The organism is Pseudomonas sp. URIL14HWK12:I12, assembly GCF_003097135.1.
GTDB lineage: Bacteria > Pseudomonadota > Gammaproteobacteria > Pseudomonadales > Pseudomonadaceae > Aquipseudomonas.
Window position 1 is genome coordinate 135,789 of sequence record NZ_QEQL01000004.1, and the last position, 20,239, is coordinate 156,027.

Genomic DNA, 20,239 nt, shown 5'->3' on the forward strand with positions numbered 1-20,239 from the left:
CGTTGCCAAGCCGGCCTCGCAAACAACCCGCGCACCAGTAAGGGCATTCAGTGAAGCCACCCCGATCACGCTGCACAACGCTTTACCTGGCGCTGGCATTGTCCGGCACCTTGCTTGCCCACTTGGCCCAGGCTCAGGACGACATCGACCCAGCGTTGCGCCGGGTCAGCCCGACTCAACTGCTCACACGCCCGGCCGATGTCCCGGCGCGGGAACCGGCCGCGGCCCGTAACTCGGGGCAGAACCGCATCGACCTGCCCGAGGCGGTCGCCCAGGCCGTGCGCTGGCACCCCAGCATCGCTCAGGCGATCGGCGTGCTCTACCAACAGGGTGAAGGCATCAACCTGGCCGAAGCCGGCTATTACCCTCAGGTTTCAGGGGGGGTGAAGGCTGGGGTGCAGAACGGTAACAACGGCCAGCAGGGCAGCCAGGCGCTGTCTCTGTCGCTCAAGCAGATGCTCTACGATTTTGGCAAGGTACGCGGGGCGGTGGACACGGCAAAGGCCCGCGCGGCGCTGGCGCAGGCCGGCGTTCTGCTCGCGGTGGACCAAGTGGCCCGCGATACCGCCTACGCGTTCATCGAAACCGAGCGCTATGACCGCTTGGTAGACATCGCCCGAGAACAGGTCAGCGGGGTCGGCGCGATCGTTGAACTGGCACGCCAGCGGGCAGAGCTGGGGGCCAGCACCCGCTCGGACGTGGTGCAGGCGCAATCCCGGGTGGACGGCGCTCGAGCCAGCCTTCAGGAGTACAAGGCCCAGGCCGCGCGCTGGCAGTCGACCCTGGCCAACCTCCTCGGGCGCAGCTACAGCCCGGCGCTTTCGGATGCACGCAACCGGCTGCTCGACGGCGCCTGCACGGCGGCATCGGGTACTGGCGACACTCAGCCCGGCGTATTGCAGGCGCTGGCGCAGCGCACCCAGGCCCGCGCCGAGCTGAGCCAGGCCAAGGCCCAGGCATACCCGACGCTGTCTCTTGAGCCCTCGATCAACCACTACCTGGACAACGACTATGATCGTAACAACCCGGCCCTGGAGCGCACCCAGACCGGCCTCTACCTGAACCTGGAAGTGCCGATCTATCAGGGCGGCGCCACCAGCGCGCGCACGCGCGCTGCCGCCCACGCGCTGGTGGCGGCCGATTCGGCCGAAGATGCCGCGCGCCTTCAGGCCCGCCAGGGGCTGACCGAGGCTCAGGCGCAAACCGCAGGGCTTGGCCTTCGCCTGCAAGCATTGGCCGCGCGCCAGGCCAGCATCCGCGAAGCGCGCGAGCTGTATGAGCGGCAGTACATCGACCTGGGTACCCGCCCATTGCTGGACCTGCTCAACGCCGAGCAAGAGATTCATCAAGCCCACTTCGACCTCGCCGGCACTCTGGCCGACCAGCAGCGGCTGGCCGTCGATTGCCTCTATAACAGCGGCGCCCTGCGCCGCGTCATGGGCCTTGAAGGCCAGGCCGTGCAAGGGGTGGAGATTCTGCCATGAACGACGCCGTACACCTGCCACCCAAACCAGAAAGCACCGGGCCCGGTGACCTGGCACCCTGGCTGGAAGCCATCCTGCGGGTTGCCGGGCATTACCGCCTGGACGTATCCCCCCAGAGCATCAAGCTTGCCGCCCAGGATGGCGGCCCCGGAGAAGACGAAGCCATCCGCCGCATGGCACGCCAGGCGGGGCTGAGCGTGCGTTTCACCTCGCTCAGACCCGAGGCGCTCAACCCTTGGCGGGTACCGATGGTGGTGCAGTGCGACGATGGCCAGGTCGGGGTACTGGAAAGCATCGGTGCCGACGGTGGCCTAGGGGTAGCCTTCAGTGGCGACCAAGGCCTGCAAGCCCGCCTGGAGCCGGAGCAGTTGCTGGCACGCACGCTGCGTGTAGCGCTGCTGCGCCCTGCCCGCCCGCTGCGCGATGTGCGCACCGACGACTACGTCGCCCCATTTGACGAGCACTGGTTCCGCCGCATCGTGCTGCGGGACCTGCGCCCCTACAGCCTGGTGATGCTGGCGTCGCTGGTGGCCAACCTGCTGGGCATGGCCGGTGTGCTGTTTTCCATGCAGGTCTACGACCGGGTGGTGCCGGCCGAGTCGCTACCCACGCTCTACGTGCTGTTCGGCGGCGTAGCGCTGGCATTGCTGTTCGACCTGCTGATGCGCCTGTTGCGCCTGCACATCACTGACTTGATGGGCAAGCGCGCGGACTTGCGCATTTCCGACCTGGTGTTCGGCCATGCGCTGCGCTTGCGCAACTCGGCGCGGCCTCGTTCCACTGGGTCGTTTATTTCGCAGCTGCGCGAACTGGAACAGATTCGTGACCTGATCACCTCAAGCACCGCAACCGCACTGGCCGACTTGCCGTTTTTCCTGCTGTTTGTGCTGGTGTTCTGGTTGATCGGTGGCTCACTGGTGGCAGTACCGCTGGTGGCGCTGCTGTTCATGCTGCTGCCGGGGCTGTTGGCCCAACGCAAGCTGGCCCGGTTGGCCAATGCCTCGATGCGTGAGTCGGCGCTGCGTAATGCCGTACTCGTGGAAACGGTGCAGGGGCTGGACGACATCAAGGCCTTGCAGGCCGAAGCGCGCTTTCAGCAGCAATGGAATCACTACAACGCCACCTGCGCCCAGAGCAGCCTGCAACTGCGCAGCCTCACCAACGGCCTGGTGACCTGGACGCAGAGCGTGCAAAGCGCGGTGTACGCCGTGGTAATCGTGATAGGTGCGCCGATGGTGATCGCCGGCGACATCACCACCGGCAGCCTAGTGGCGGCGTCGATCCTGTCGTCGCGGATGATGGCCCCGATGGCACAGCTGACCACCGTACTGACGCGCTGGCAGCAGGCCAAGGTTGCCCTCCAAGGGCTGAACAAACTCATGCAAGCCCCTGTTGACCATCCTGAAACCCAGGCCCGCGTGCATGTGCCCGCCCTGCGCGGTGATTACCGGCTGCGCCAGGCCGAGTTTCGCTATGCCCTAGACAGCCCGCCGGCCCTTCGGGTGCAGGCACTTGATATCCAGCCCGGCGAGCGCATCGCGGTGTTGGGGCGCAATGGCGCGGGCAAGTCGACCCTGCTGCAGGCCTTGGGGGGCGCCATGGACCTGGCCCAGGGCGAGATCAGCCTCGATGGCATCGCCCTCAACCACCTGGACCCAGCCGACCTGCGTCGCGACGTCGGCTTGCTGCAACAGCACGCGCGGCTGTTCCATGGAACCCTGCGCGACAACATTACCTTGGGCGCCGGGCAGGCCAGCGACCAGGAAATCCTGGCTGCACTCAATGCCACGGGCGCGCTGGACTACATCCGAACGCTTCCCAAGGGGCTGGATCACCTGATCCTCGAAGGCGGCCTCGGCATGTCCGGCGGCCAGCGCCAGAGCCTGCTGATGGCCCGCCTGCTGCTGCGCCAGCCGCAGGTACTGCTGCTCGACGAACCCACTGCAGCACTGGACGACGTCAGCGAGAAACGCCTGCTCGACAACCTTTCGGTGTGGTGCCAAGGCCGCACACTGATCGTAGCCACTCACCGGCTCAGCGTGCTGCAGCGCGTTGAACGAGTGCTGGTGCTCGACGGCGGGCGTATCGTCATCGACGATGCGCGCGATGCAGCCCTTGCCCGGTTGCGTCAGGGAGGGGCAGCATGAACCAGCCCCCGCGTACCCCCGGCAACCCGATGCTGCGCGCACCGGGCGGTGTTTCCTATCTCGACGGCGAAGACGACCGGGCAGTGCTGCGCGCGGGCCGCGTGATCGGCCTTTGCGCGCTCATGCTGGGGGCCTTTCTGGCATGGGCTGCCTGCTTCGAGGTGGTGGAAGTGTCCAGCGGCTCGGGCAAGGTGATCCCCAGCTCCCGCGAACAGGTTATCCAGTCGCTGGAGGGCGGCATCGTCGCGCAGCTGAACGTAAGCGAAGGCGACCTGGTGGAGCGTGGCCAGGTGCTGGCGCAGCTTGACCCTACTCGCGGCGAATCCAACGTCGGCGAAAGCGAGGCGCGCTACCGCGCGGCCCTGGCCAGCCAGGCGCGGTTGCAGGCGGAGGTCAGCGGGCGGCCATTGGTTTTCCCTTCCGAGCTCAACGCCTGGCCGCAGCTGATCAAGGCCGAAACCGAACTGTACTCCACCCGTAAACGCGGGCTGCAGGACACCCTCACCGGCATCCAGGATTCACTCAAGCTGGTCGACGATGAGTTGCAGATCACCGAGAACCTCGCGCGTATCGGTGCCTCCAGCCGGGTCGAGGTGCTGCGCCTGACCCGGCAGAAGTCGGAGCTGGCGCTCAAGGCCACGGAGGCACGCTCGGACTACATGGTGCGTGCTCGGGAAGAGCTGGCCAAAGCCAGTGCCGAAGCCGACACCCAGTCGGCGATCGTCCGGGGCCGGGCCGACTCGCTGGAACGCCTGACCCTGCGCTCGCCGGTGCGGGGCGTGGTCAAGGGCATTGAAGTCAATACCTTGGGCGGGGTGATCCCGCCCAATGGCCAAGTGATGCAGATCGTGCCGATGGATGAGCAATTGCTCATCGAAACCCGCATACAACCGCGCGACATCGCCTTCATCCACCCCGGCCAGGAGGCCAAGGTGAAGATCAGCGCCTACGATTATTCGATCTACGGCAGCCTGGCCGGCAAGGTCGTGACCATCTCGCCCGACACGTTGCAGGATGAGGTCAAACGGGATGTCTACTATTACCGGGTATACATCCGCACCAACGAAAACGCCTTGCACAACAGGGCCGGTAAAGCATTTTCCATTGTCCCGGGCATGGTTGCGACGGTCGACATCCGCACCGGCGAGAAGACTGTGCTCGACTACCTGATCAAACCGCTGAATCGCGCCCGGGAGGCCCTGCGTGAACGCTGATCAGCGCCGCGCAAGGGTTCCGGCCTCGGCTGCCTGAAAGCGCCGCCATTCTTTGGCGATCTCGCCGTAGGGCATGAAGATGCTGACGCGTGGCTGGCCAGCAAGGTCTGCACGGTGCAACTGCGACAAATCGCTTTGGGTCAGGTAGGCAACGTTGATACCCACTACCTCGCCGTCGCCGCCAAATACTGGCCCGCCGCTCATGCCTTTGGCCGTAGGGCCATTGTGGGTGGCGTAGAACACCCCGTCGCGGGCATCAAGGCGCACTACCGCAGGCAGCGCGTGGCCCTGGCCCAAGATGGGCACATAGAGCGAATTGAACCCTACGGCGGTGACAGTTTCACCCGGCCGGTACTGGCGCCACATCGGCACCTGCGCCTTGTGGCGGAAGAACTGCACGTCGCCCTTGCCTTGGTATTCGCTGCCTGCCACATAGGGCAGGTGCTTTACGGTGACGGCATAGTCGGCGTTCCACTGGATCGCAGTGGCCATCATCATCAGAGGCAAAGGCCCGCCGGAATGGACGACGAAAGCCTGGTCGTAAATGGGGTCCTTGATATAGGCGGTGGGCATTCCATTGCACCCACCGAGCAGCAGAAGCGCTGCTAGCAGATACAGGTTGCGGAACATGGTAGGCACGTCTTGAATGAGCGAGAACGCGGCAAATATGTCAGAGTGCCACTACGCTTACAATACGATGCGACCTTAATTTGATGCGCCAATTATTGGCGCAAAAGATAATTTTTCTTCCCGCGGCTTTGTAGGACATTCGCTATAGTCTGCGTAAGCCATACGGCATCAGGGTTTGCTGCAGTGTCAACCCATTGACTGCGCACGTTCTGCCCCTGAGGGTGCTACGGGTGACTCTACTGCAGCCCGACGAGCGGTAGGCTTAGCTATGCCGTGGCATTAGCCAATTGATCAGCAACAGGCAGGCAAAACCGATCAGCATTATCAAAACGGTGCGTTTGTTTTGGGAGCTGGGCTGCACGAGGTGTATCCATGGCCGAGGCAGCCCGAGCCGCCCCACTTTCGACAGCCACACCACGCAGGCGCCAGCGGTGAACAGCCAGCCCGTGTTTGCCCACTTCTGCCACCCTGTGTGCGAGAGCGCCGCACCGATTGCCAGGCTGCCCGCCGCCAGGGGCAACAAATGCCGCACCAGCAGCAGACCACTTCCTTGGCCGTAGTAGCGCGTAGGGATGAGCTTACGGCTGATCAGCACGTCCCACCTCCCTACCGCGCGAGCAACGCGGCCCCATAGGCAATACACCGCCGTACCGATCCAGAGCATCAGTGGAGCGCTGACCAGCGCGGACAGCAGCGCGTTGATCCATCCATGCCGCGCCCCTTGGTAATCGACGAGCGAATGGGTGCCCAACGTAAACGTGAGCAAGGCCCACAAACCGACATACAGCTTTTTGTCGACCGGTTGCGGGAACCAACGGCGCCAATGGCTGCAATACCGGACCCCCAACTGCTCACACGCCTCTGGATACTGGTATTCCAGGGCCTGCGCCAACTCGTTGCAGGCGTGCCAGTCCGCCTGCGTGAACGCATCGGCAGCCCGACGGCGCTGAGCATCGCTCAACGGCATCAGCAGAAAACTGGCCGCGCGGCCTTGCGGCAGGCCGCGCCCGGCGCTGCTGTCGAGGGTTCGACGCAGGGCGTCTAGCCAAGCCTGATCCTGGCAGCGTTCAATCAGCCGCCCCCACCGCCAGCCTTCACAAGGCAATTGCCCCAGGTCATCGTCCCAGCCCATCAGTCGGCTCAGCGCCTCGAAAAATGCTGGGGACCATTGGCTGCGCTCCACCAGCACGACCATCTGTTGCTCGAACTCCAAACGCCGATCAAACGGCAGCAACCATTCGCTAGTGAGCCAGGCCCGGACCGCATCGAGCACCTCACGGTCGCGGCCCTCCTCGAGCCAGGCATGCATCTGTTGCGGCGAGATGCCCGGGGGCACCTCTGCCTCAGGCACCTCTGCCTCAGGCACCTGTGCCGGGGCGAGCGCGGCCGGTGGCAGGGGCTCGACCCTCTGCACGGGCTGGGCGGGCGCGCTTTGGCGTGCGGCCGGCTCGGCCAATGGCGGGTCAATGCCCTCGGCCGGCTCACTGAGGGCCGGCCAAGGGTCGCCCTCTGGCTGGCCGGGGTCGTGGAACTGGCGCGCCAGCGACAATGCCTGGTCATATGCCTCACGCAAACGCTGGAAGGCCTGGGCATCCTCATCTGGCCGGTGCACTTTGAGCAGCCGTGCATAGGCCCGTTTTACGCTACGTTCGTCGGCGCCCGGCTCCAGCCCCAATACGCTCCAGCAACTCATGGTACCTACCCCTGCCCATCCAGCTCGCTGGCCTGCGCTGCGATTTCGGTGCGGGCCTGGCGAATCAAGTGCTCATCCTGGCTGTCGAGCAACTGCTGGAAGCGCCGCGCCAGATGCGCCACATATTCGCGCTGCTCGCCCAGGCACTCCTGGTAGAGGCGGTCCAGCCTGGCCATCAGCAAGGTGTTGGCCTGCTGGTCGCGCGGGTGCACCTTCAGCGCGGCAAGGGCCTTGAGGCGTTCGGCGATCTGCTCGGGGCTCAGCACGCCGGGATTGTTCTCGATCACCAGGCTGCGTTGTTCACCGGTGCTGGGGATATGCGCCTGTGCCTCAAGCAAGCCATTGGTGTCGTAGGTGAAACGCACCTCCACCCCCACCTGGCCAGCAGGCATCGGCGGCACTGGCACCTCCAGCTCGCCGAGAAAGATGTTGTTTTTTACCAGCCGGCTCTCGCCCTGATAGATCCCAAGCTTTACCACCTTCTGGTTGTCCTGCAGGGTGTAGACCGTTTGCTGGCGGCTCACCGGCACCACGCTGTTGCGTTCAATGATCGGCAGGTAGTGGCCGTCCTGGTGCTCGCGCCCCTGGCGCACGCAGGTTTCGATACCCAGTGTGTAAGGGCACACGTCGGTGAGCACCACCTCTTCGAGCGAGGCATGCCGGGCCTTGAGCGCCGCCTGGATGGCCGCGCCCTGGGCTACCACTTCATCAGGGTTCAGGTGCATGGCCGGAATGCGCCCGAACAGTGCTGCGACCAGCTTGCGCACCAACGGCATGCGGGTGGTGCCACCGACCAGCAGCACCTGGTCGAGGTCGCCGGCGCGAATGCGCGCGTCGCGCAAGGCCCGCTCGATCGGGGCCCGCAGGCGATCAAGCAAGGGTTGGGTAAGCGTCTGCAACTGCCCTTGGGTGATGTCCAGCCCCCACTCCTGGTTCGCCTCCCGCAGGACAAACCGAACACGGGTGTCGGTACCCAAAGCATGCCTTACACGCTGGGCCTCACGGCGCAGGCGTTGGGCCAACCCAGGCTGCGTGACATCGGGCAGGGCCTGTGCACCGACCTGCGCGATGAAATACTCCACCAGGCAATCATCGAAATCTTCGCCGCCCAGGAAGTTGTCGCCAGCGCTGGCACGCACCTCCATTACCCCCTCGAACAGCTCCAGTACCGAGACGTCGAAGGTCCCGCCGCCCAGGTCAAATACCAGAAACGTCGCTTCGTCGCGCTGATGGATACCGTAGGCCAACGCGGCGGCTGTGGGTTCGTTGATGAGCTTTTCCACCTTCAGCCCTGCCAGCTCACCGGCGATGCGTGTGGCTTTGCGCTGGGCATCGCTGAAGTAGGCCGGCACGCTGATCACCGCCTCGGTGACCGGCTCGCCCAAGGCACGCTCGGCGTCTTCCTTGAGGCTGCGCAGTAGCATGGCCGATAGCTCTTCGGGCCCGTAGGGGCGGTCACCCAGCCAGGTTTGCTGCGCGCTGCCCATATGGCGCTTGAACAGCGCAGCGGTCAGGTGCGGGTGGGTTTGCAGGCGCTCTCGGGCGATGTCACCAGCCACCAGCAGGCCATGGTCGTCCAGGCCCACCACACTGGGGGTGAGCCAGTTGCCCAGCGCATTAGGCAACAGCCGCGCTTGTTCGCCGTCCCAGGCGGCAACCAGGCTGTTGGTGGTGCCCAGATCGATCCCGATCATCATGACTATGCTTCCTTGTTAAATGCGCAGCACCGTTAAAACCCAAGAGTGACAATGGGACTTACCGAGCATCGCCCCAAAAAAAGGCACTGCTGCCCTCTATGCCCTGTCTTGGATCACTACCCAGGGCGAAACCACCACCGCCCAGAGTTCGGGCGCCCCCTGTGCATAGGCTGCGGCGCGCGAGGCAGAGAGTTTCTCAAGCTGCCCAGCCTCCAACCAGGCCGATACGCTGGCACGATCGTCCTCGGCCACCGCTTGCGCCACGCTGATCAAATCCAGCGATGATGCGACCCACAACAGTGCGCCCCGAGCAAAGAACGGTTCCAGTGCTTGCCATTCAATCCGCGCTGTTTCACCGAGCAATTTGGCATAAAGGGTGCTTGTCTCTTCACTCATCGGGTCACTCGGCATAGCGTAAAAAACGCGGATGATAACGCCGGCAATACCTGGTAGCAAAAACATAGCGGCCCTTGCGGCCCTGCGGTAGGCGCGCCCTGTGCGGCCGTTTCAATGAAAGATGGCGGCAATATATAAATATTTTTCAACCAGGCGACACCGCCAACACCGCTGGCCCAAGGCCTGCTTTCAACCACCTTGCTCGCACTCTACACTGCGCCCTGGCTCCCACGAGCTGGCCAGCGGGCCTGGTTTCCCTGCCAGGGCGAACGGCCTGGCGGCCATGGCCGCCGGACTATAAAAAAGACAAAACACCAATGGAGCACTCCATGCACAACGCTAGCAAATTCACCCGCCTGTTCGCGGCCATGGTCCTGGCCGGGGTTGCGAGCCACGCGTTCGCCGCCGACACCATCAAGATCGGCATCGCCGGCCCTAAAACCGGCCCGGTGGCCGAATACGGCAGGATGCAGTTCATCGGTGCGCACATGGCGATCGATCAGATCAACGCCAAGGGCGGGGTCGACGGCAAGAAGCTTGAAGCGGTGGAGTACGACGACGCCTGCGATCCCAAGCAGGCTGTGGCCGTGGCCAACAAGGTTGTCAACGATGGTGTCAAGTACGTCGTCGGCCACCTGTGCTCCAGCTCCGCCCAGCCCGCCCAGGACGTCTATGAAGACGAAGGCGTGCTGATGGTTACCCCGGCGGCCACCAGCCCCACCATCACCAGCCGCGACCACAAGCTGGTGTTCCGCACCATCGGCCTGGACAGCGCCCAGGGCCCGGTAGCCGGTAGCTGGATCGCCGATCACGTCAAGCCCAAGACGGTGGCCGTGATCGATGACAAGCAGCAATATGGCCAGGGCATCGCCGATGCCGTTGCCAAGACCTTGCAAGCCAAGGGTGTGAAGGTCGCAGTGCGCGAGAGCATCAACGCCGGCGACAAGGACTTTTCCGCTCTGATCGCCAAGCTCAAGCAGGCCAACGTCGACTTCGTCTACTACGGTGGCTACCACCCCGAGCTGGGCCAGATCCTGCGCCAAGCCAAGGAAAAAGGCCTGAACGCCAAGTTCATGGGCCCTGAAGGGGTAGGCAACGATTCGCTGTCGCAGATCGCTGGCGAGGCCGCCGAAGGCCTGCTGGTCACCCTGCCCAAGTCGTTCGACTCCGACCCGGCCAACCAGGCGCTGACCAAAGCCTTCCAAGACAAGAAAGAAGACCCAAGCGGCCCGTTCGTATTCCCGTCCTACGCTGCGGTCGAGGTGATTGCCGACAGCATCAAGGCGGCCAAGAGCGAAGACCCCGACAAGGTCGCTGCCGCCATCCGTGCGGGCAGCTTCGATACCCCTATCGGCAAGCTGACCTACGACGAGAAAGGCGACCTCAAGGACTTCCAGTTCGTGGTGTACGAGTGGCACTACGGCAAGCCCAAAACCGAGGCCAAGTGATGCACGGTGGGCGCGCCTCAGGCGCGCCCACCTTCGCCTGCCCCATCCGATTCATGGCCTGCACGGCGCGATCCGCCGAACGGGCCGCCTGAAAATCTATAAAACCGTTACCCGCGGTTCACTGTGAACGTCCGAGCCTGGCATCGCGCCATTTCGGTGTGCGTTGCAGCGAAATGCAGCCCAGGTTTTTAGGAGCGCGGCACCATGCCCGATATTTTCCATTTCCTTCAGCAACTGGTGAACGGCCTCACGGTCGGCAGCACCTACGCGCTGATCGCCATCGGCTACACGATGGTCTACGGCATCATTGGCATGATCAACTTCGCCCATGGCGAGGTGTACATGATCGGCTCTTATGTGGCCTTCATTGTTCTGGCCGGCCTTGCGATGCTCGGTATCCACAGCCTGCCGTTGCTGATGATCGCCGGCTTTGCCGGTGCGATCATCGTCTGCAGCGCCTATGGCTACAGCATCGAACGAGTGGCCTACCGGCCGCTGCGCGGCGGCAACCGGCTGATTCCGCTGATCTCTGCGATCGGCATGTCCATCTTCCTGCAGAACGCCGTCCAACTCTCGCAAGGTTCGAGCAACTGGGCCATTCCCAATCTGCTGCCGGGTAACCTGAGCTTCGGCCCGGGGGGCAATCAGCAAGTGCTGATTTCCTACATGCAGGTGGTGGTGTTCTGCGTGACCCTGGTCGCCATGATCGGCCTGACCCTGTTCATCTCCCGCTCGCGCATGGGCCGCGCCTGCCGTGCCTGCGCCGAGGACATGAAAATGGCCGGCCTGCTGGGCATCAACACCAACAACATCATTGCCCTGACCTTCGTGATCGGTGCAGCACTGGCGGCCGTGGCGGCCATGCTGTTGTCGATGCAGTATGGCGTGATCAACCCCTATGCGGGCTTTCTGGTCGGGCTGAAGGCCTTCACCTCCGCTGTGCTAGGCGGTATTGGCAGCATACCCGGCGCCATGCTCGGGGGGCTGGTACTAGGTGTCGCCGAAGCCTTCGGTGCCGACGTATTCGGCGATCAGTACAAAGACGTAGTAGCGTTCGGCCTGTTGGTGCTGGTGCTGCTGTTTCGGCCCACCGGCCTGCTGGGCCGCCCCGAGGTTGAAAAAGTATGAGTCGTTACTTCAAACAGGCGCTGTTCAGCGCACTGCTGGTGTGGGCTATCGCCTACCCGATCTTCAACCTCAAGCTGGAGTTCTCTGGGGTGATGCTGCAGGTTCGCGGCGCCGATGGCATCACGTTGCTTCTGATTGCCGTTTGCTCGCTGCTGTTGTTCCTGCGCGTGCTGTTCACCGAGCAGCTCGCCGGGTTGCGCGGCGCTGAACGCAAGCCTCTGGTGCCGCCCAGCCTGAGCAACTACCTGACCCTGCCCAAGACCCAGCGCTGGGGCATGGCGGCATTGATCGTGCTGGCGTTCGTATGGCCGTTCTACGGCTCCCGCGGGGCGGTCGACATCGCGACGGTGATCCTCATCTACGCCATGCTCGGCTTGGGCTTGAACATCGTGGTAGGCCTGGCTGGCCTGCTCGACCTGGGTTACGTAGGCTTTTACGCCGTCGGCGCCTACAGCTACGCCCTGCTCTCCCACTACCTGGGCCTGAGCTTCTGGGAATGCCTGCCCATCGCCGGCCTGCTGGCCGCCGCGTTCGGCTTCCTGCTGGGCTTTCCGGTGCTGCGCCTGCGTGGTGACTACCTGGCGATCGTGACTCTGGGCTTTGGCGAAATCATCCGCCTTTTCCTGCGTAACCTGTCGGACATTACTGGCGGGCCCAATGGGATCAGCGGCATCGAAAGGCCCACCTTTTTCGGCCTGACGTTCGACCGCAGCGCGCCGGAAGGTGGCCAGACCTTCCACCAGTTCTTCGGCCTGCCCTACAACTCGGCCGACAAAGTCGTGTTCCTGTACCTGATCGCCCTGTTGCTGACGCTGCTGGTGCTGTTCGTGATCAACCGCCTGCTGCGCATGCCGATCGGCCGCGCCTGGGAAGCGTTGCGTGAAGACGAAATCGCCTGCCGCGCATTGGGCCTGAACCCGACCATCATCAAGCTCTCGGCCTTCACCTTGGGCGCTGCCTTTGCAGGTTTCGCTGGCAGCTTCTTCGCCGCGCGCCAAGGGCTGATCACGCCCGAGTCGTTCACCTTCCTGGAGTCGGCCACCATCCTGGCGATCGTCGTGCTGGGCGGCATGGGCTCGCAGCTTGGCGTGGTGCTGGCGGCGATCGTGATGATTCTGGTGCCGGAGCTGATGCGCGAATTCAGTGATTACCGAATGTTGATGTTCGGCGCCATGATGGTGCTGATGATGATCTGGCGCCCGCAGGGCTTTTTGCCAATGCAGCGCCCCCACCTGGAGCTGCGCCGATGAGCCAGAAGAATCTGCTGGAAGTGTCTGGCTTGTCGATGCGCTTTGGCGGCCTGCTGGCGGTCAACGGGGTGGGCATGACGGTCAAAGAGAAGCAGGTGGTGTCGGTGATCGGCCCTAATGGGGCTGGTAAAACGACCGTGTTCAACTGCCTGACCGGTTTTTACCAGCCCAGCTCGGGCAGCATCCTGCTCGACGGCGAACCCATTCAGGGCCTGCCGGGGCACGTGATCGCTCGCAAGGGTGTGGTGCGCACCTTCCAGAACGTGCGCCTGTTCAAGGAAATGACGGCGGTGGAAAACCTGCTCGTGGCACAACACCGCCATCTCAATACCGGGTTTCTCGCGGGCCTGCTGAAAACCCCCGGGTTTCGTCGCAGCGAACGCGAGGCGATGGAATACGCCGAGCACTGGCTGGAGCAAGTCAATCTCAAAGAGGTTGCCAACCGCCCCGCCGGCACCCTTGCCTATGGCCAGCAACGCCGCCTGGAAATCGCCCGTTGCATGATGACGCGCCCGCGCATTCTGATGCTCGACGAGCCTGCGGCAGGCTTGAACCCCCGCGAAACCGACGACCTGAAAGCGCTGATCAGCGTGCTGCGTGAGCAGTACAACGCAACGGTGCTGCTGATCGAGCACGACATGAAGCTGGTGATGAGCATCTCCGACCATATCGTTGTGATCAACCAAGGCATGCCGCTGGCCGATGGCACCCCTGAGCAGGTGCGTGACAATCCCGAAGTGATCAAAGCCTACCTGGGGGAAGCGTAAGATGCTGGTGTTCGAAGACGTTTCTACCTTTTACGGCAAGATCCAGGCGCTGCATGGCGTGAACGTGGAAATCAACCAAGGCGAGATCGTCACCCTGATCGGTGCCAATGGCGCCGGCAAGTCCACACTGCTGATGACCTTGTGTGGTAGCCCCCGGGCGCAATCGGGCAGCATCCGCTACCAGGGCGAGGAACTGACGGTGCTCGAGCCTGCGCAGATCATGCGTAAAAGCATCGCCGTGGTACCCGAGGGGCGCCGTGTATTTGCCCGGCTTACCGTGGAAGAGAATCTGGCCATGGGCGGTTTTTTCACGGCCAAGGGCGACTACCAGGCACAGCTCGACAAGGTACTGGGCCTCTTCCCACGGCTGAAGGAGCGCTTTCATCAACGCGGCGGCACCATGTCAGGTGGCGAACAGCAGATGTTGGCCATCGGCCGCGCTTTGATGAGCCAACCCAAGCTGCTGCTGCTTGACGAGCCCTCCTTGGGGCTGGCGCCCATCATCATTCAGCAAATCTTCGACATCATCGAGCAGTTGCGCCGGGACGGGGTCACCGTGTTCCTTGTAGAGCAGAACGCCAACCAGGCGCTGAAAGTCGCTGATCGAGGTTACGTGCTGGAGAACGGCCGGGTGGTGATGCAAGGTACCGGGGAGGCGCTGCTGACCGACCCGAAGGTCAGGGATGCTTACCTGGGAGGCTAACCCCCCTGACATCGAAGGCCCGCTTGCCCGGCGGGGGCTTGCCCCCCGTCACCAGGCAAGCGGGCTTCTCATTTTGCAGCCCGAACGGGCAAGCGTTGCGATCGCACTGTCTACAAACGAAAAAACCCGGCCAGTGGCCGGGTTTTTTCTTAAGCGCTTACCAATTACTTGGCTTGAGCTTCTACGTTCGCTTCAACGCGACGGTTAACAGCGCGACCAGCTTCGGTGGCGTTGTCGGCAACCGGGCGAGACTCACCGTAGCCAACCGAGTTCACGCGGCTGCCCTGAACGCCATACTGGTTAACCAGTACGTTGCGAACGGCGGCAGCACGTTTTTCGGACAGCTTCTGGTTGTAAGCGTCGGTACCCACGGAGTCAGTGTGACCTTCCACAGTAGTGGTGGTCTGTGGGTACTGCTTCATGAAGTCAGCCAGGTTTTTGATGTCGGCGTAGCTGTTAGGCTTGACGACGGCCTTGTCGAAGTCGAACTTCACGTCCAGCTCAACACGGACGGTTTGAGCGACGGCTGGGCAGCCATCAGCGTCAACTGCGGTGTTGGCAGGGGTGTTCGGGCACTTGTCGACGTTGTCGCACACGCCATCTTGGTCGGCGTCGGTGCAAGCGTCGGCAACAGGAGCTGCTACCGGAGCCGGGGCTGCTTTCTTGGCGCCACCGCCGAAGTTGACACCAACACCAACGCTCGGAGCCCACTCGGTCTCACCGCGGTCGATGTTGTACATGGCTTCTACGCCGGCACGGGCATAGACGTTTTCGGTGAAGTAGTACTTGGCACCGGCGCCAGCATTGAAGAAGGTGGAGCTGTCGCGGCCGCTGTGACCGTTAGCCTGGACGTTGCTGATGCTCTGATGCGAGAAACCAGCCGAAACGTATGGGCGCAGACCAACACCAGGGGTACCGAAGTGGTACAGAGCGTCCAGAGCGGTGTCGCCGCCGTGGATCTTCTGGTTGCCGGTGTCGTTCTTCGAACGCATGTTGTGGATGCCGTCGTAGCCCAGGCGCAGCTCGACGTCGTCGGTCAGGAAGTAACCGACCGAACCGCCGTACAGGTTGCCGTTGTCCAGGTCACGGGAGCTGTCGGTGTAGTATTTTTTGGTGAACAGCTCACCCTCGACTGCGCCTTGGCCCTGTGCCAGTGCGCCGAAAGAGGTTGCGGCTACCAGAGAGCCGATGGCCAGGCCCAAGGTGTTTTTCAGTTTCATCCGTTAAATCCCCATATGGTGATTGTAAAGCGGCCCCCACTTCTGAATGTATCGGGGGCAACTCGGCGCCAAGTCTAGCAGAACTCGACGCACGTTAGAGACAAGCGCGCTTGATTAAGTTTCCGTCATGTCCGCGAATTTATCGCGAAGCTTATCGAGCGCACGCTTGTATCGCATCTTGGTCGCGCTCAGACCCATGTGCATGATATCCGCGATCTCCTGGAATTCCAGTTCCGCAACAAAGCGTAGAACCAGGATTTCCCGGTCGATCGGGTTCACATGCACCAGCCAGCGGTCGAGACCTCCTCGCTCCTCAGGCTTGGGCGTCTTGTCTTCGGTAGCCTCCTCGATCGGGTCGAGGCTCAAGGCATCCATCAACCGACGCTTGCGCCGTTCCTTCCTGTACTGCGTGATGCATTCGTTATAGGTGATGCTGTAGAGCCAGGTCTTGAACTTGGATTTGCCCTCGAAGTTCTTCAGGCCATACAGCACCTTCAACATCACCTCCTGACAGACATCGTCGGCGTCGCGGTCGTTCCCCAGGTAACGCGCGCACACATTGAAAAGCGTGCGTTGATAGCGACGCATCAGCTCTTCATAAGCTCGCGTCACGTGGAACAGCTCCTCGTGGGCGCGCTCGACCAACTCTTCGTCGGTCAGCGCTCGCGGGTCGTATCGCAAGGGGGGCAGAGGCACGGTCGTTCGGTCAGTCAGGGCAAATATGAGGTGTATGCCACGCGGGCCCGGCGGCGCCGGGCGTTCCGGGGCGGCATAGTACCAGCATTTACCAGGTCAGCGGCTAGTGACCTTGTGCTCGAGCAGGCGTTTGTTCGCCAGTGAGACAAGGTCGCCTTCTTCATTGATCAACGTCGTCTTGACCGTGCCGATCTCCTCGATATGCCCTGCCGTGCCATCTACCTCTACCCACTGCCCCACCTGGAACAGCTCCCGCACGTAAATGCCTGCGAGAATCTGCCCGGCAAGCTCCCGGCTACCCAGCCCCATGGACAACGCCACGGCCAGGCCGATGGTCACCAGCACAATGACGATTACATGGTTGAGCAGGTCTGTCTTGATTTCCAATTGGCTGATCGCGACCGAAATGCTGATCACGATCACCAGCCATTGCGCGATGCGCCCGAGGCCCGCCGAGTAATCCAGCCCCACGCCTTCGGCCGCACCCCGCACGATGCCGTTGACCAACTGAGCCAACAGCACACCCACCAGCAATACCAGCGCCCCGCCGAACACTTTGGGCAGGTACAACGCCAGCACGTCCAGCGTCGCCGATACCCGCTGAAGGCCCAGCGACTCGGCGGCCGATACCAGGAACACCAGCAGCACGAACCAGTAGACGATCTTGCCCACCAAGGCAGAAATGGGCACGCGGATACCGGCGCGGGTCATCAGCTTGGTCAGGCCGGTGCCGCCCATGATGCGGTCCAGGCCCAGTTTGGCCAGCAGGCGAGAGAGCAGTGCGTCGAGCAGCTTGGCCACCACGAAGCCCAGCAGCACAACCACCAGGGCGCCGAACAGGTTCGGGATGAAACCTGCGACTTTACTCCACAGTGCCGTCATCGCGGTCACCAGGCTTTGCGTCCAGAGGTCGAGTTCCATGTTCAATCTGCCTTATCCGCGCCTTCTGCGCGGCGGGTACGACGGGAAACGGGCGATACGTGGGCCGAGCCGTTGTTCAGGCCGATCATGAACGCCGACAGGCAACGGCCCATGAGGCCGAACAGGTCGGTGGCACCTACCTGGCGATTGGCGGTCTTGAGCACGCGGCCCAGGCGGCTTGCGTCATCGCGCGCGCCTTCGGGGGCGTTGAGCAAGTCACGTAGCGATTGTTCGAACGGATCGTGCATCAGGCACTCCTCGTTTAAAGGTGAACGAGAGACGAGCCGGCGAACCGGCAGGTCACATTCACCTCAGCCACTTTCATGCTAAAGCCAGCGCAGGCGCCGGAAGATCAACCACTGCCCTGCGGCCAGCGCCAGTAGCAACAGGCAGGTGGCGGCGAACCCATAGGGGCTGCCAGAGCCCGGGATGCCACCCACATTGATGCCCAGCAGCCCGGTCAGGAAAGTCATGGGCAGGAAGATGCCGGTGATCACGCCGAAGCGGTACATCGTGCGGTTCATCCGCTCGCTGAGCCGGCGGTCTTCGGACTCCAGCAACAGCGCGACCCGCTCACGGGTCAGCTCCAGTTCTTCGAGGTAGCGAGTCAGGCTGTTGTTGAGCTCGCTCCAGTAGTCACCATCGTCTTCGACGAACCAGGGCAGCTTCACCCGGGCCAACTGGCCGTAGATATCCCGCTGAGGTGCCAGAAACCGCCGCAGCGCAGCCGCCCGGCGCCGTACCTGGAGCAGGCCCGGGTGATCGGGCTGATACCGGTCGTCGGCATCGATGCGGTCTTCTTCGCCATCGACATGGTCGGTCAAGGTCTCAACCAGGGTCTGGATACGCTCGGTCAGGTGCTGGGCCATATAAAGGACGAGCTCGGACGCCGTACGCGGGCCCTTGCCCTCACGCAGTTGCATGATCAACTCATCGGTGGCGCGAAGCGGCCGCAGGCGCAGGGAGATAACCCGCTGTGCTTCGGCGAAGATTCGCAGTGACACCATGTCTTCGGGCTGCGCGCCGGGGTTGAGGTTCACCCCCCGCATGAACAGCAGCATCTGAGCCTCCGGCAGCGGAACCAGCCGCGGCCGTGTATTTTCTTCCAGCAGCAGGTCGCAGACGAATTCGCTCAGGCCGCTGCGCTCGCGCAACCAGGCCTGGGCGTCGGGGTGGCTGCGGTCCCAGTGCAGCCAGAGGCTTTCATGAGGGGCCAGTGCCAGGCCCGGCAACTGATCGTAGGCAAGCGGCCTTGCGCCGCCCTGGCCGTCCAGCACCAAAGCCTGGACAAGCCCTCGGGTAGTGTTTTGATCGTCGTACATCCGCGGCAGGCAGTCCTTATTCAGGCATGTTCAAGGCAATGGGCGATACGATAACGCCGTTGTTGTCTGCGTAGATGAATTCGCCAGGGCGAAAGGTCACACCGGCGAAAGTCACGGGTACATCTATGTCGCCGATGCCGCGCTTGTCGGTTTTCAACGGGTGCGGTGCCAGCGCTTGAACGCCCAGGCTGATCTGGGCGAGCACGTCGACATCGCGCACACAGCCATAGACCACAATGCCTTCCCAGCCGTTCTGCGCAGCTTTCTGAGCCAGCATGTCGCCCAGCAGGGCTCGGCGCAGCGAGCCGCCTCCGTCGACCACCATTACCTTGCCCTGGCCCGGCTGCTCTACCAGTTCCTTGACCTTGGAGTTGTCTTCGAAACACTTGACCGTAACGATCCGCCCGCCAAACGAATCGCGCCCACCAAAACTGCTGAACATCGGGTCGAGTACCTGAACGTGCTCGGGGTAAGCGTCGCACAGATCGGGGGTTACATAGTGCATGGCCGGCTCCTTGGGTGGTTTGGGAGAAAACTCGCCCAACAGCTTAGCCGTTGCAAGCCCCTAGGCGGCATGCGACTTGTGACCTATGTCGTCAGCCTGGCGCAGCCAACGCTCCAACAGGGGCCACACTTCCTGCTCGGCAGCCTCGCCCAGCAGCATCTCGACATGCCCGAAATCCCGGGTATAGCCGGCGGCCTGGCTCAGCTCCACGAACAGCCGTGGCTCGCCGCCAGCCTGCTCGAACAGCGCACGGCAGGCCCAGGCAGGGTCTTGAAGGTCCCCTGCCCCAGCCACTGCCAGCAGCGGCACCTGGCTATCGGCCAGGGCAGCCCACCACGGGCCGGGCTTGCGGTAGCCACGTAACAGTTCAACTGCAACCCCTGTCGGCTCATCCTCGGGCCCGCGCTTGAAGCGCCGGCCGCTGATGTGGTCGAACCGCCGCAGCGCCGTGCGCAACAACCAATTGATCGGCCACCAGCGCATTGCACCGCGACACCGACTGACCTGGCTGCCAAACAGCGCAGCACTGGCGATATGCTCGTGAGTAAGGCTGCCCAAGCCCAGCGCCATCGCCAAGGTGGTACCGCCTAGCGAATGGCCCACCCAGTGCGGGCGCCGGCCGTTCATTTCGCTGACGAAGGCATTGATGGCCGGAAGGTCATAGCGAGCGTAATCGTCGACGCGGTTGCTGGCGTAACCCTGGTTTCGCGGGGACAGCCCATGCCCGCGCATTTCGGGGATCCACACGTCGTAACCGGCACGGGCAAGCGCCGGGCCCAGCCCCAGCCCGCTGGGGGAATACCAGAAGCGGCGATTCGAAAAGGCGCCGTGCAACAGCACCACGGCCGGCCCACGGCCCGCTCGTGGGGCGCACAAGCCCAGGCGAGTGACGGCGAGTTCGGTGGTGAAGTCCAGGCTGTTGTTGGCCTTGACCAGGTAGACGTCTTCGCTGAGGTCGCCCCGGCGCTCTGCGCTGGCCAGGGCAACTGGAAACAATGTACTGCTGCTTTGCATGATG

19 protein-coding genes are annotated in these 20,239 nt (G+C 63.1%); 8 read left to right on the forward strand and 11 right to left on the reverse strand.

Features of this window, described 5'->3' with window-relative positions; all coding sequences use genetic code 11:
- Nucleotides 1-92: 92 nt before the first annotated feature.
- The 3 genes from F474_RS13320 to F474_RS13330 are packed head-to-tail and all read left to right on the forward strand — an operon-like array spanning nt 93 to nt 4,845.
- A complete protein-coding gene (locus F474_RS13320) occupies nt 93-1,484 on the forward strand; it encodes a TolC family outer membrane protein (protein WP_371916144.1) in 1,392 nt (463 codons plus the stop codon).
- The gene (locus F474_RS13325; protein WP_097085132.1) at nt 1,481-3,631 is read left to right on the forward strand and encodes a type I secretion system permease/ATPase; all 2,151 of its coding nucleotides are present in this window, start codon (nt 1,481-1,483) and stop codon (nt 3,629-3,631) included. Before F474_RS13320 ends, F474_RS13325 begins: the two co-directional genes overlap by 4 nt.
- A 29-nt stretch (nt 3,632-3,660) precedes the next feature.
- On the forward strand, nt 3,661-4,845 hold the full coding sequence (locus F474_RS13330; RefSeq protein ID WP_097085266.1) for an HlyD family type I secretion periplasmic adaptor subunit: 1,185 nt from the start codon (nt 3,661-3,663) through the stop codon (nt 4,843-4,845).
- On the opposite strand, the gene F474_RS13335 is transcribed toward F474_RS13330, so the two are convergent.
- From F474_RS13335 to F474_RS13350, 4 genes are all read right to left on the reverse strand, one after another.
- Nucleotides 4,846-5,475 (reverse strand): trypsin-like peptidase domain-containing protein, encoded by a 630-nt coding sequence (locus F474_RS13335; protein ID WP_097085131.1) that lies wholly within the window; start codon nt 5,473-5,475, stop codon nt 4,846-4,848. It lies immediately after the preceding gene.
- A 262-nt stretch (nt 5,476-5,737) separates the two neighbouring features.
- Complete coding sequence (locus tag F474_RS13340) at nt 5,738-7,168, reverse strand: J domain-containing protein (protein WP_116562254.1); 1,431 nt, start codon at nt 7,166-7,168, stop codon at nt 5,738-5,740.
- Between the two features lie 5 nt (nt 7,169-7,173).
- Nucleotides 7,174-8,865: an Hsp70 family protein gene (locus F474_RS13345; protein ID WP_097085129.1), complete on the reverse strand. Its 1,692-nt coding sequence runs from the start codon at nt 8,863-8,865 to the stop codon at nt 7,174-7,176.
- Between the two features lie 96 nt (nt 8,866-8,961).
- Nucleotides 8,962-9,261, reverse strand: coding sequence for a DUF2288 domain-containing protein (locus F474_RS13350; protein ID WP_097085128.1), 300 nt, complete (start codon nt 9,259-9,261; stop codon nt 8,962-8,964).
- A gap of 329 nt (nt 9,262-9,590) precedes the next feature.
- On the opposite strand from F474_RS13350, the gene F474_RS13355 reads away from it, so the two are divergent.
- From F474_RS13355 to F474_RS13375, 5 genes are all read left to right on the forward strand, one after another.
- On the forward strand, nt 9,591-10,709 hold the full coding sequence (locus F474_RS13355) for a branched-chain amino acid ABC transporter substrate-binding protein (protein ID WP_097085127.1): 1,119 nt from the start codon (nt 9,591-9,593) through the stop codon (nt 10,707-10,709).
- A 204-nt stretch (nt 10,710-10,913) separates the two neighbouring features.
- The gene (gene livH, locus F474_RS13360; RefSeq protein ID WP_097085126.1) at nt 10,914-11,837 is read left to right on the forward strand and encodes a high-affinity branched-chain amino acid ABC transporter permease LivH; all 924 of its coding nucleotides are present in this window, start codon (nt 10,914-10,916) and stop codon (nt 11,835-11,837) included.
- Nucleotides 11,834-13,087, forward strand: coding sequence for a high-affinity branched-chain amino acid ABC transporter permease LivM (locus F474_RS13365; RefSeq protein WP_097085125.1), 1,254 nt, complete (start codon nt 11,834-11,836; stop codon nt 13,085-13,087). The genes livH and F474_RS13365 overlap by 4 nt, the downstream gene beginning before the upstream one ends.
- On the forward strand, nt 13,084-13,854 hold the full coding sequence (gene livG / locus F474_RS13370) for a high-affinity branched-chain amino acid ABC transporter ATP-binding protein LivG (protein WP_097085124.1): 771 nt from the start codon (nt 13,084-13,086) through the stop codon (nt 13,852-13,854). Before F474_RS13365 ends, livG begins: the two co-directional genes overlap by 4 nt.
- Nucleotide 13,855: 1 nt before the next feature.
- The gene (locus tag F474_RS13375) at nt 13,856-14,557 is read left to right on the forward strand and encodes an ABC transporter ATP-binding protein (RefSeq protein WP_097085123.1); all 702 of its coding nucleotides are present in this window, start codon (nt 13,856-13,858) and stop codon (nt 14,555-14,557) included.
- A gap of 164 nt (nt 14,558-14,721) precedes the next feature.
- Here the strand turns inward: F474_RS13375 and F474_RS13380 are convergent, their stop codons facing one another.
- The 7 genes from F474_RS13380 to F474_RS13410 form a co-directional block, all read right to left on the reverse strand.
- Nucleotides 14,722-15,777: an OmpA family protein gene (locus F474_RS13380; protein WP_097085122.1), complete on the reverse strand. Its 1,056-nt coding sequence runs from the start codon at nt 15,775-15,777 to the stop codon at nt 14,722-14,724.
- A gap of 114 nt (nt 15,778-15,891) precedes the next feature.
- Nucleotides 15,892-16,458: an RNA polymerase sigma factor SigX gene (gene sigX / locus F474_RS13385; RefSeq protein WP_097085265.1), complete on the reverse strand. Its 567-nt coding sequence runs from the start codon at nt 16,456-16,458 to the stop codon at nt 15,892-15,894.
- Nucleotides 16,459-16,569: 111 nt separating this feature from the next.
- A complete protein-coding gene (locus F474_RS13390; protein WP_097085121.1) occupies nt 16,570-17,394 on the reverse strand; it encodes a mechanosensitive ion channel domain-containing protein in 825 nt (274 codons plus the stop codon).
- A gap of 2 nt (nt 17,395-17,396) precedes the next feature.
- On the reverse strand, nt 17,397-17,642 hold the full coding sequence (locus F474_RS13395) for a CrfX protein (protein ID WP_097085120.1): 246 nt from the start codon (nt 17,640-17,642) through the stop codon (nt 17,397-17,399).
- Nucleotides 17,643-17,720: 78 nt separating this feature from the next.
- On the reverse strand, nt 17,721-18,716 hold the full coding sequence (locus F474_RS13400) for a CorA family divalent cation transporter (RefSeq protein ID WP_097085119.1): 996 nt from the start codon (nt 18,714-18,716) through the stop codon (nt 17,721-17,723).
- A 16-nt stretch (nt 18,717-18,732) separates the two neighbouring features.
- Nucleotides 18,733-19,221 (reverse strand): ribonuclease E activity regulator RraA, encoded by a 489-nt coding sequence (gene rraA, locus F474_RS13405; protein ID WP_097085118.1) that lies wholly within the window; start codon nt 19,219-19,221, stop codon nt 18,733-18,735.
- Nucleotides 19,222-19,281: 60 nt separating this feature from the next.
- Nucleotides 19,282-20,235, reverse strand: coding sequence for an alpha/beta fold hydrolase (locus tag F474_RS13410; RefSeq protein WP_097085117.1), 954 nt, complete (start codon nt 20,233-20,235; stop codon nt 19,282-19,284).
- Nucleotides 20,236-20,239 lie beyond the last annotated feature (4 nt).

What these genes read in the sequence shown, in the direction of transcription:
- F474_RS13325 (WP_097085132.1), top strand. Translation starts at nt 1,481, where the DNA reads ATGAACGACGCCGTACACCTGCCACCCAAACCAGAAAGCACCGGGCCC.
- F474_RS13330 (WP_097085266.1), top strand. Translation starts at nt 3,661, where the DNA reads ATGCTGCGCGCACCGGGCGGTGTTTCCTATCTCGACGGCGAAGACGAC.
- F474_RS13335 (WP_097085131.1), bottom strand. Translation starts at nt 5,475, where the DNA reads ATGTTCCGCAACCTGTATCTGCTAGCAGCGCTTCTGCTGCTCGGTGGG.
- F474_RS13340 (WP_116562254.1), bottom strand. Translation starts at nt 7,168, where the DNA reads ATGAGTTGCTGGAGCGTATTGGGGCTGGAGCCGGGCGCCGACGAACGT.
- F474_RS13345 (WP_097085129.1), bottom strand. Translation starts at nt 8,865, where the DNA reads ATGATGATCGGGATCGATCTGGGCACCACCAACAGCCTGGTTGCCGCC.
- F474_RS13350 (WP_097085128.1), bottom strand. Translation starts at nt 9,261, where the DNA reads ATGAGTGAAGAGACAAGCACCCTTTATGCCAAATTGCTCGGTGAAACA.
- F474_RS13355 (WP_097085127.1), top strand. Translation starts at nt 9,591, where the DNA reads ATGCACAACGCTAGCAAATTCACCCGCCTGTTCGCGGCCATGGTCCTG.
- livH (WP_097085126.1), top strand. Translation starts at nt 10,914, where the DNA reads ATGCCCGATATTTTCCATTTCCTTCAGCAACTGGTGAACGGCCTCACG.
- F474_RS13365 (WP_097085125.1), top strand. Translation starts at nt 11,834, where the DNA reads ATGAGTCGTTACTTCAAACAGGCGCTGTTCAGCGCACTGCTGGTGTGG.
- livG (WP_097085124.1), top strand. Translation starts at nt 13,084, where the DNA reads ATGAGCCAGAAGAATCTGCTGGAAGTGTCTGGCTTGTCGATGCGCTTT.
- F474_RS13375 (WP_097085123.1), top strand. Translation starts at nt 13,856, where the DNA reads ATGCTGGTGTTCGAAGACGTTTCTACCTTTTACGGCAAGATCCAGGCG.
- F474_RS13380 (WP_097085122.1), bottom strand. Translation starts at nt 15,777, where the DNA reads ATGAAACTGAAAAACACCTTGGGCCTGGCCATCGGCTCTCTGGTAGCC.
- F474_RS13390 (WP_097085121.1), bottom strand. Translation starts at nt 17,394, where the DNA reads ATGGAACTCGACCTCTGGACGCAAAGCCTGGTGACCGCGATGACGGCA.
- F474_RS13395 (WP_097085120.1), bottom strand. Translation starts at nt 17,642, where the DNA reads ATGCACGATCCGTTCGAACAATCGCTACGTGACTTGCTCAACGCCCCC.
- F474_RS13400 (WP_097085119.1), bottom strand. Translation starts at nt 18,716, where the DNA reads ATGTACGACGATCAAAACACTACCCGAGGGCTTGTCCAGGCTTTGGTG.
- rraA (WP_097085118.1), bottom strand. Translation starts at nt 19,221, where the DNA reads ATGCACTATGTAACCCCCGATCTGTGCGACGCTTACCCCGAGCACGTT.
- F474_RS13410 (WP_097085117.1), bottom strand. Translation starts at nt 20,235, where the DNA reads ATGCAAAGCAGCAGTACATTGTTTCCAGTTGCCCTGGCCAGCGCAGAG.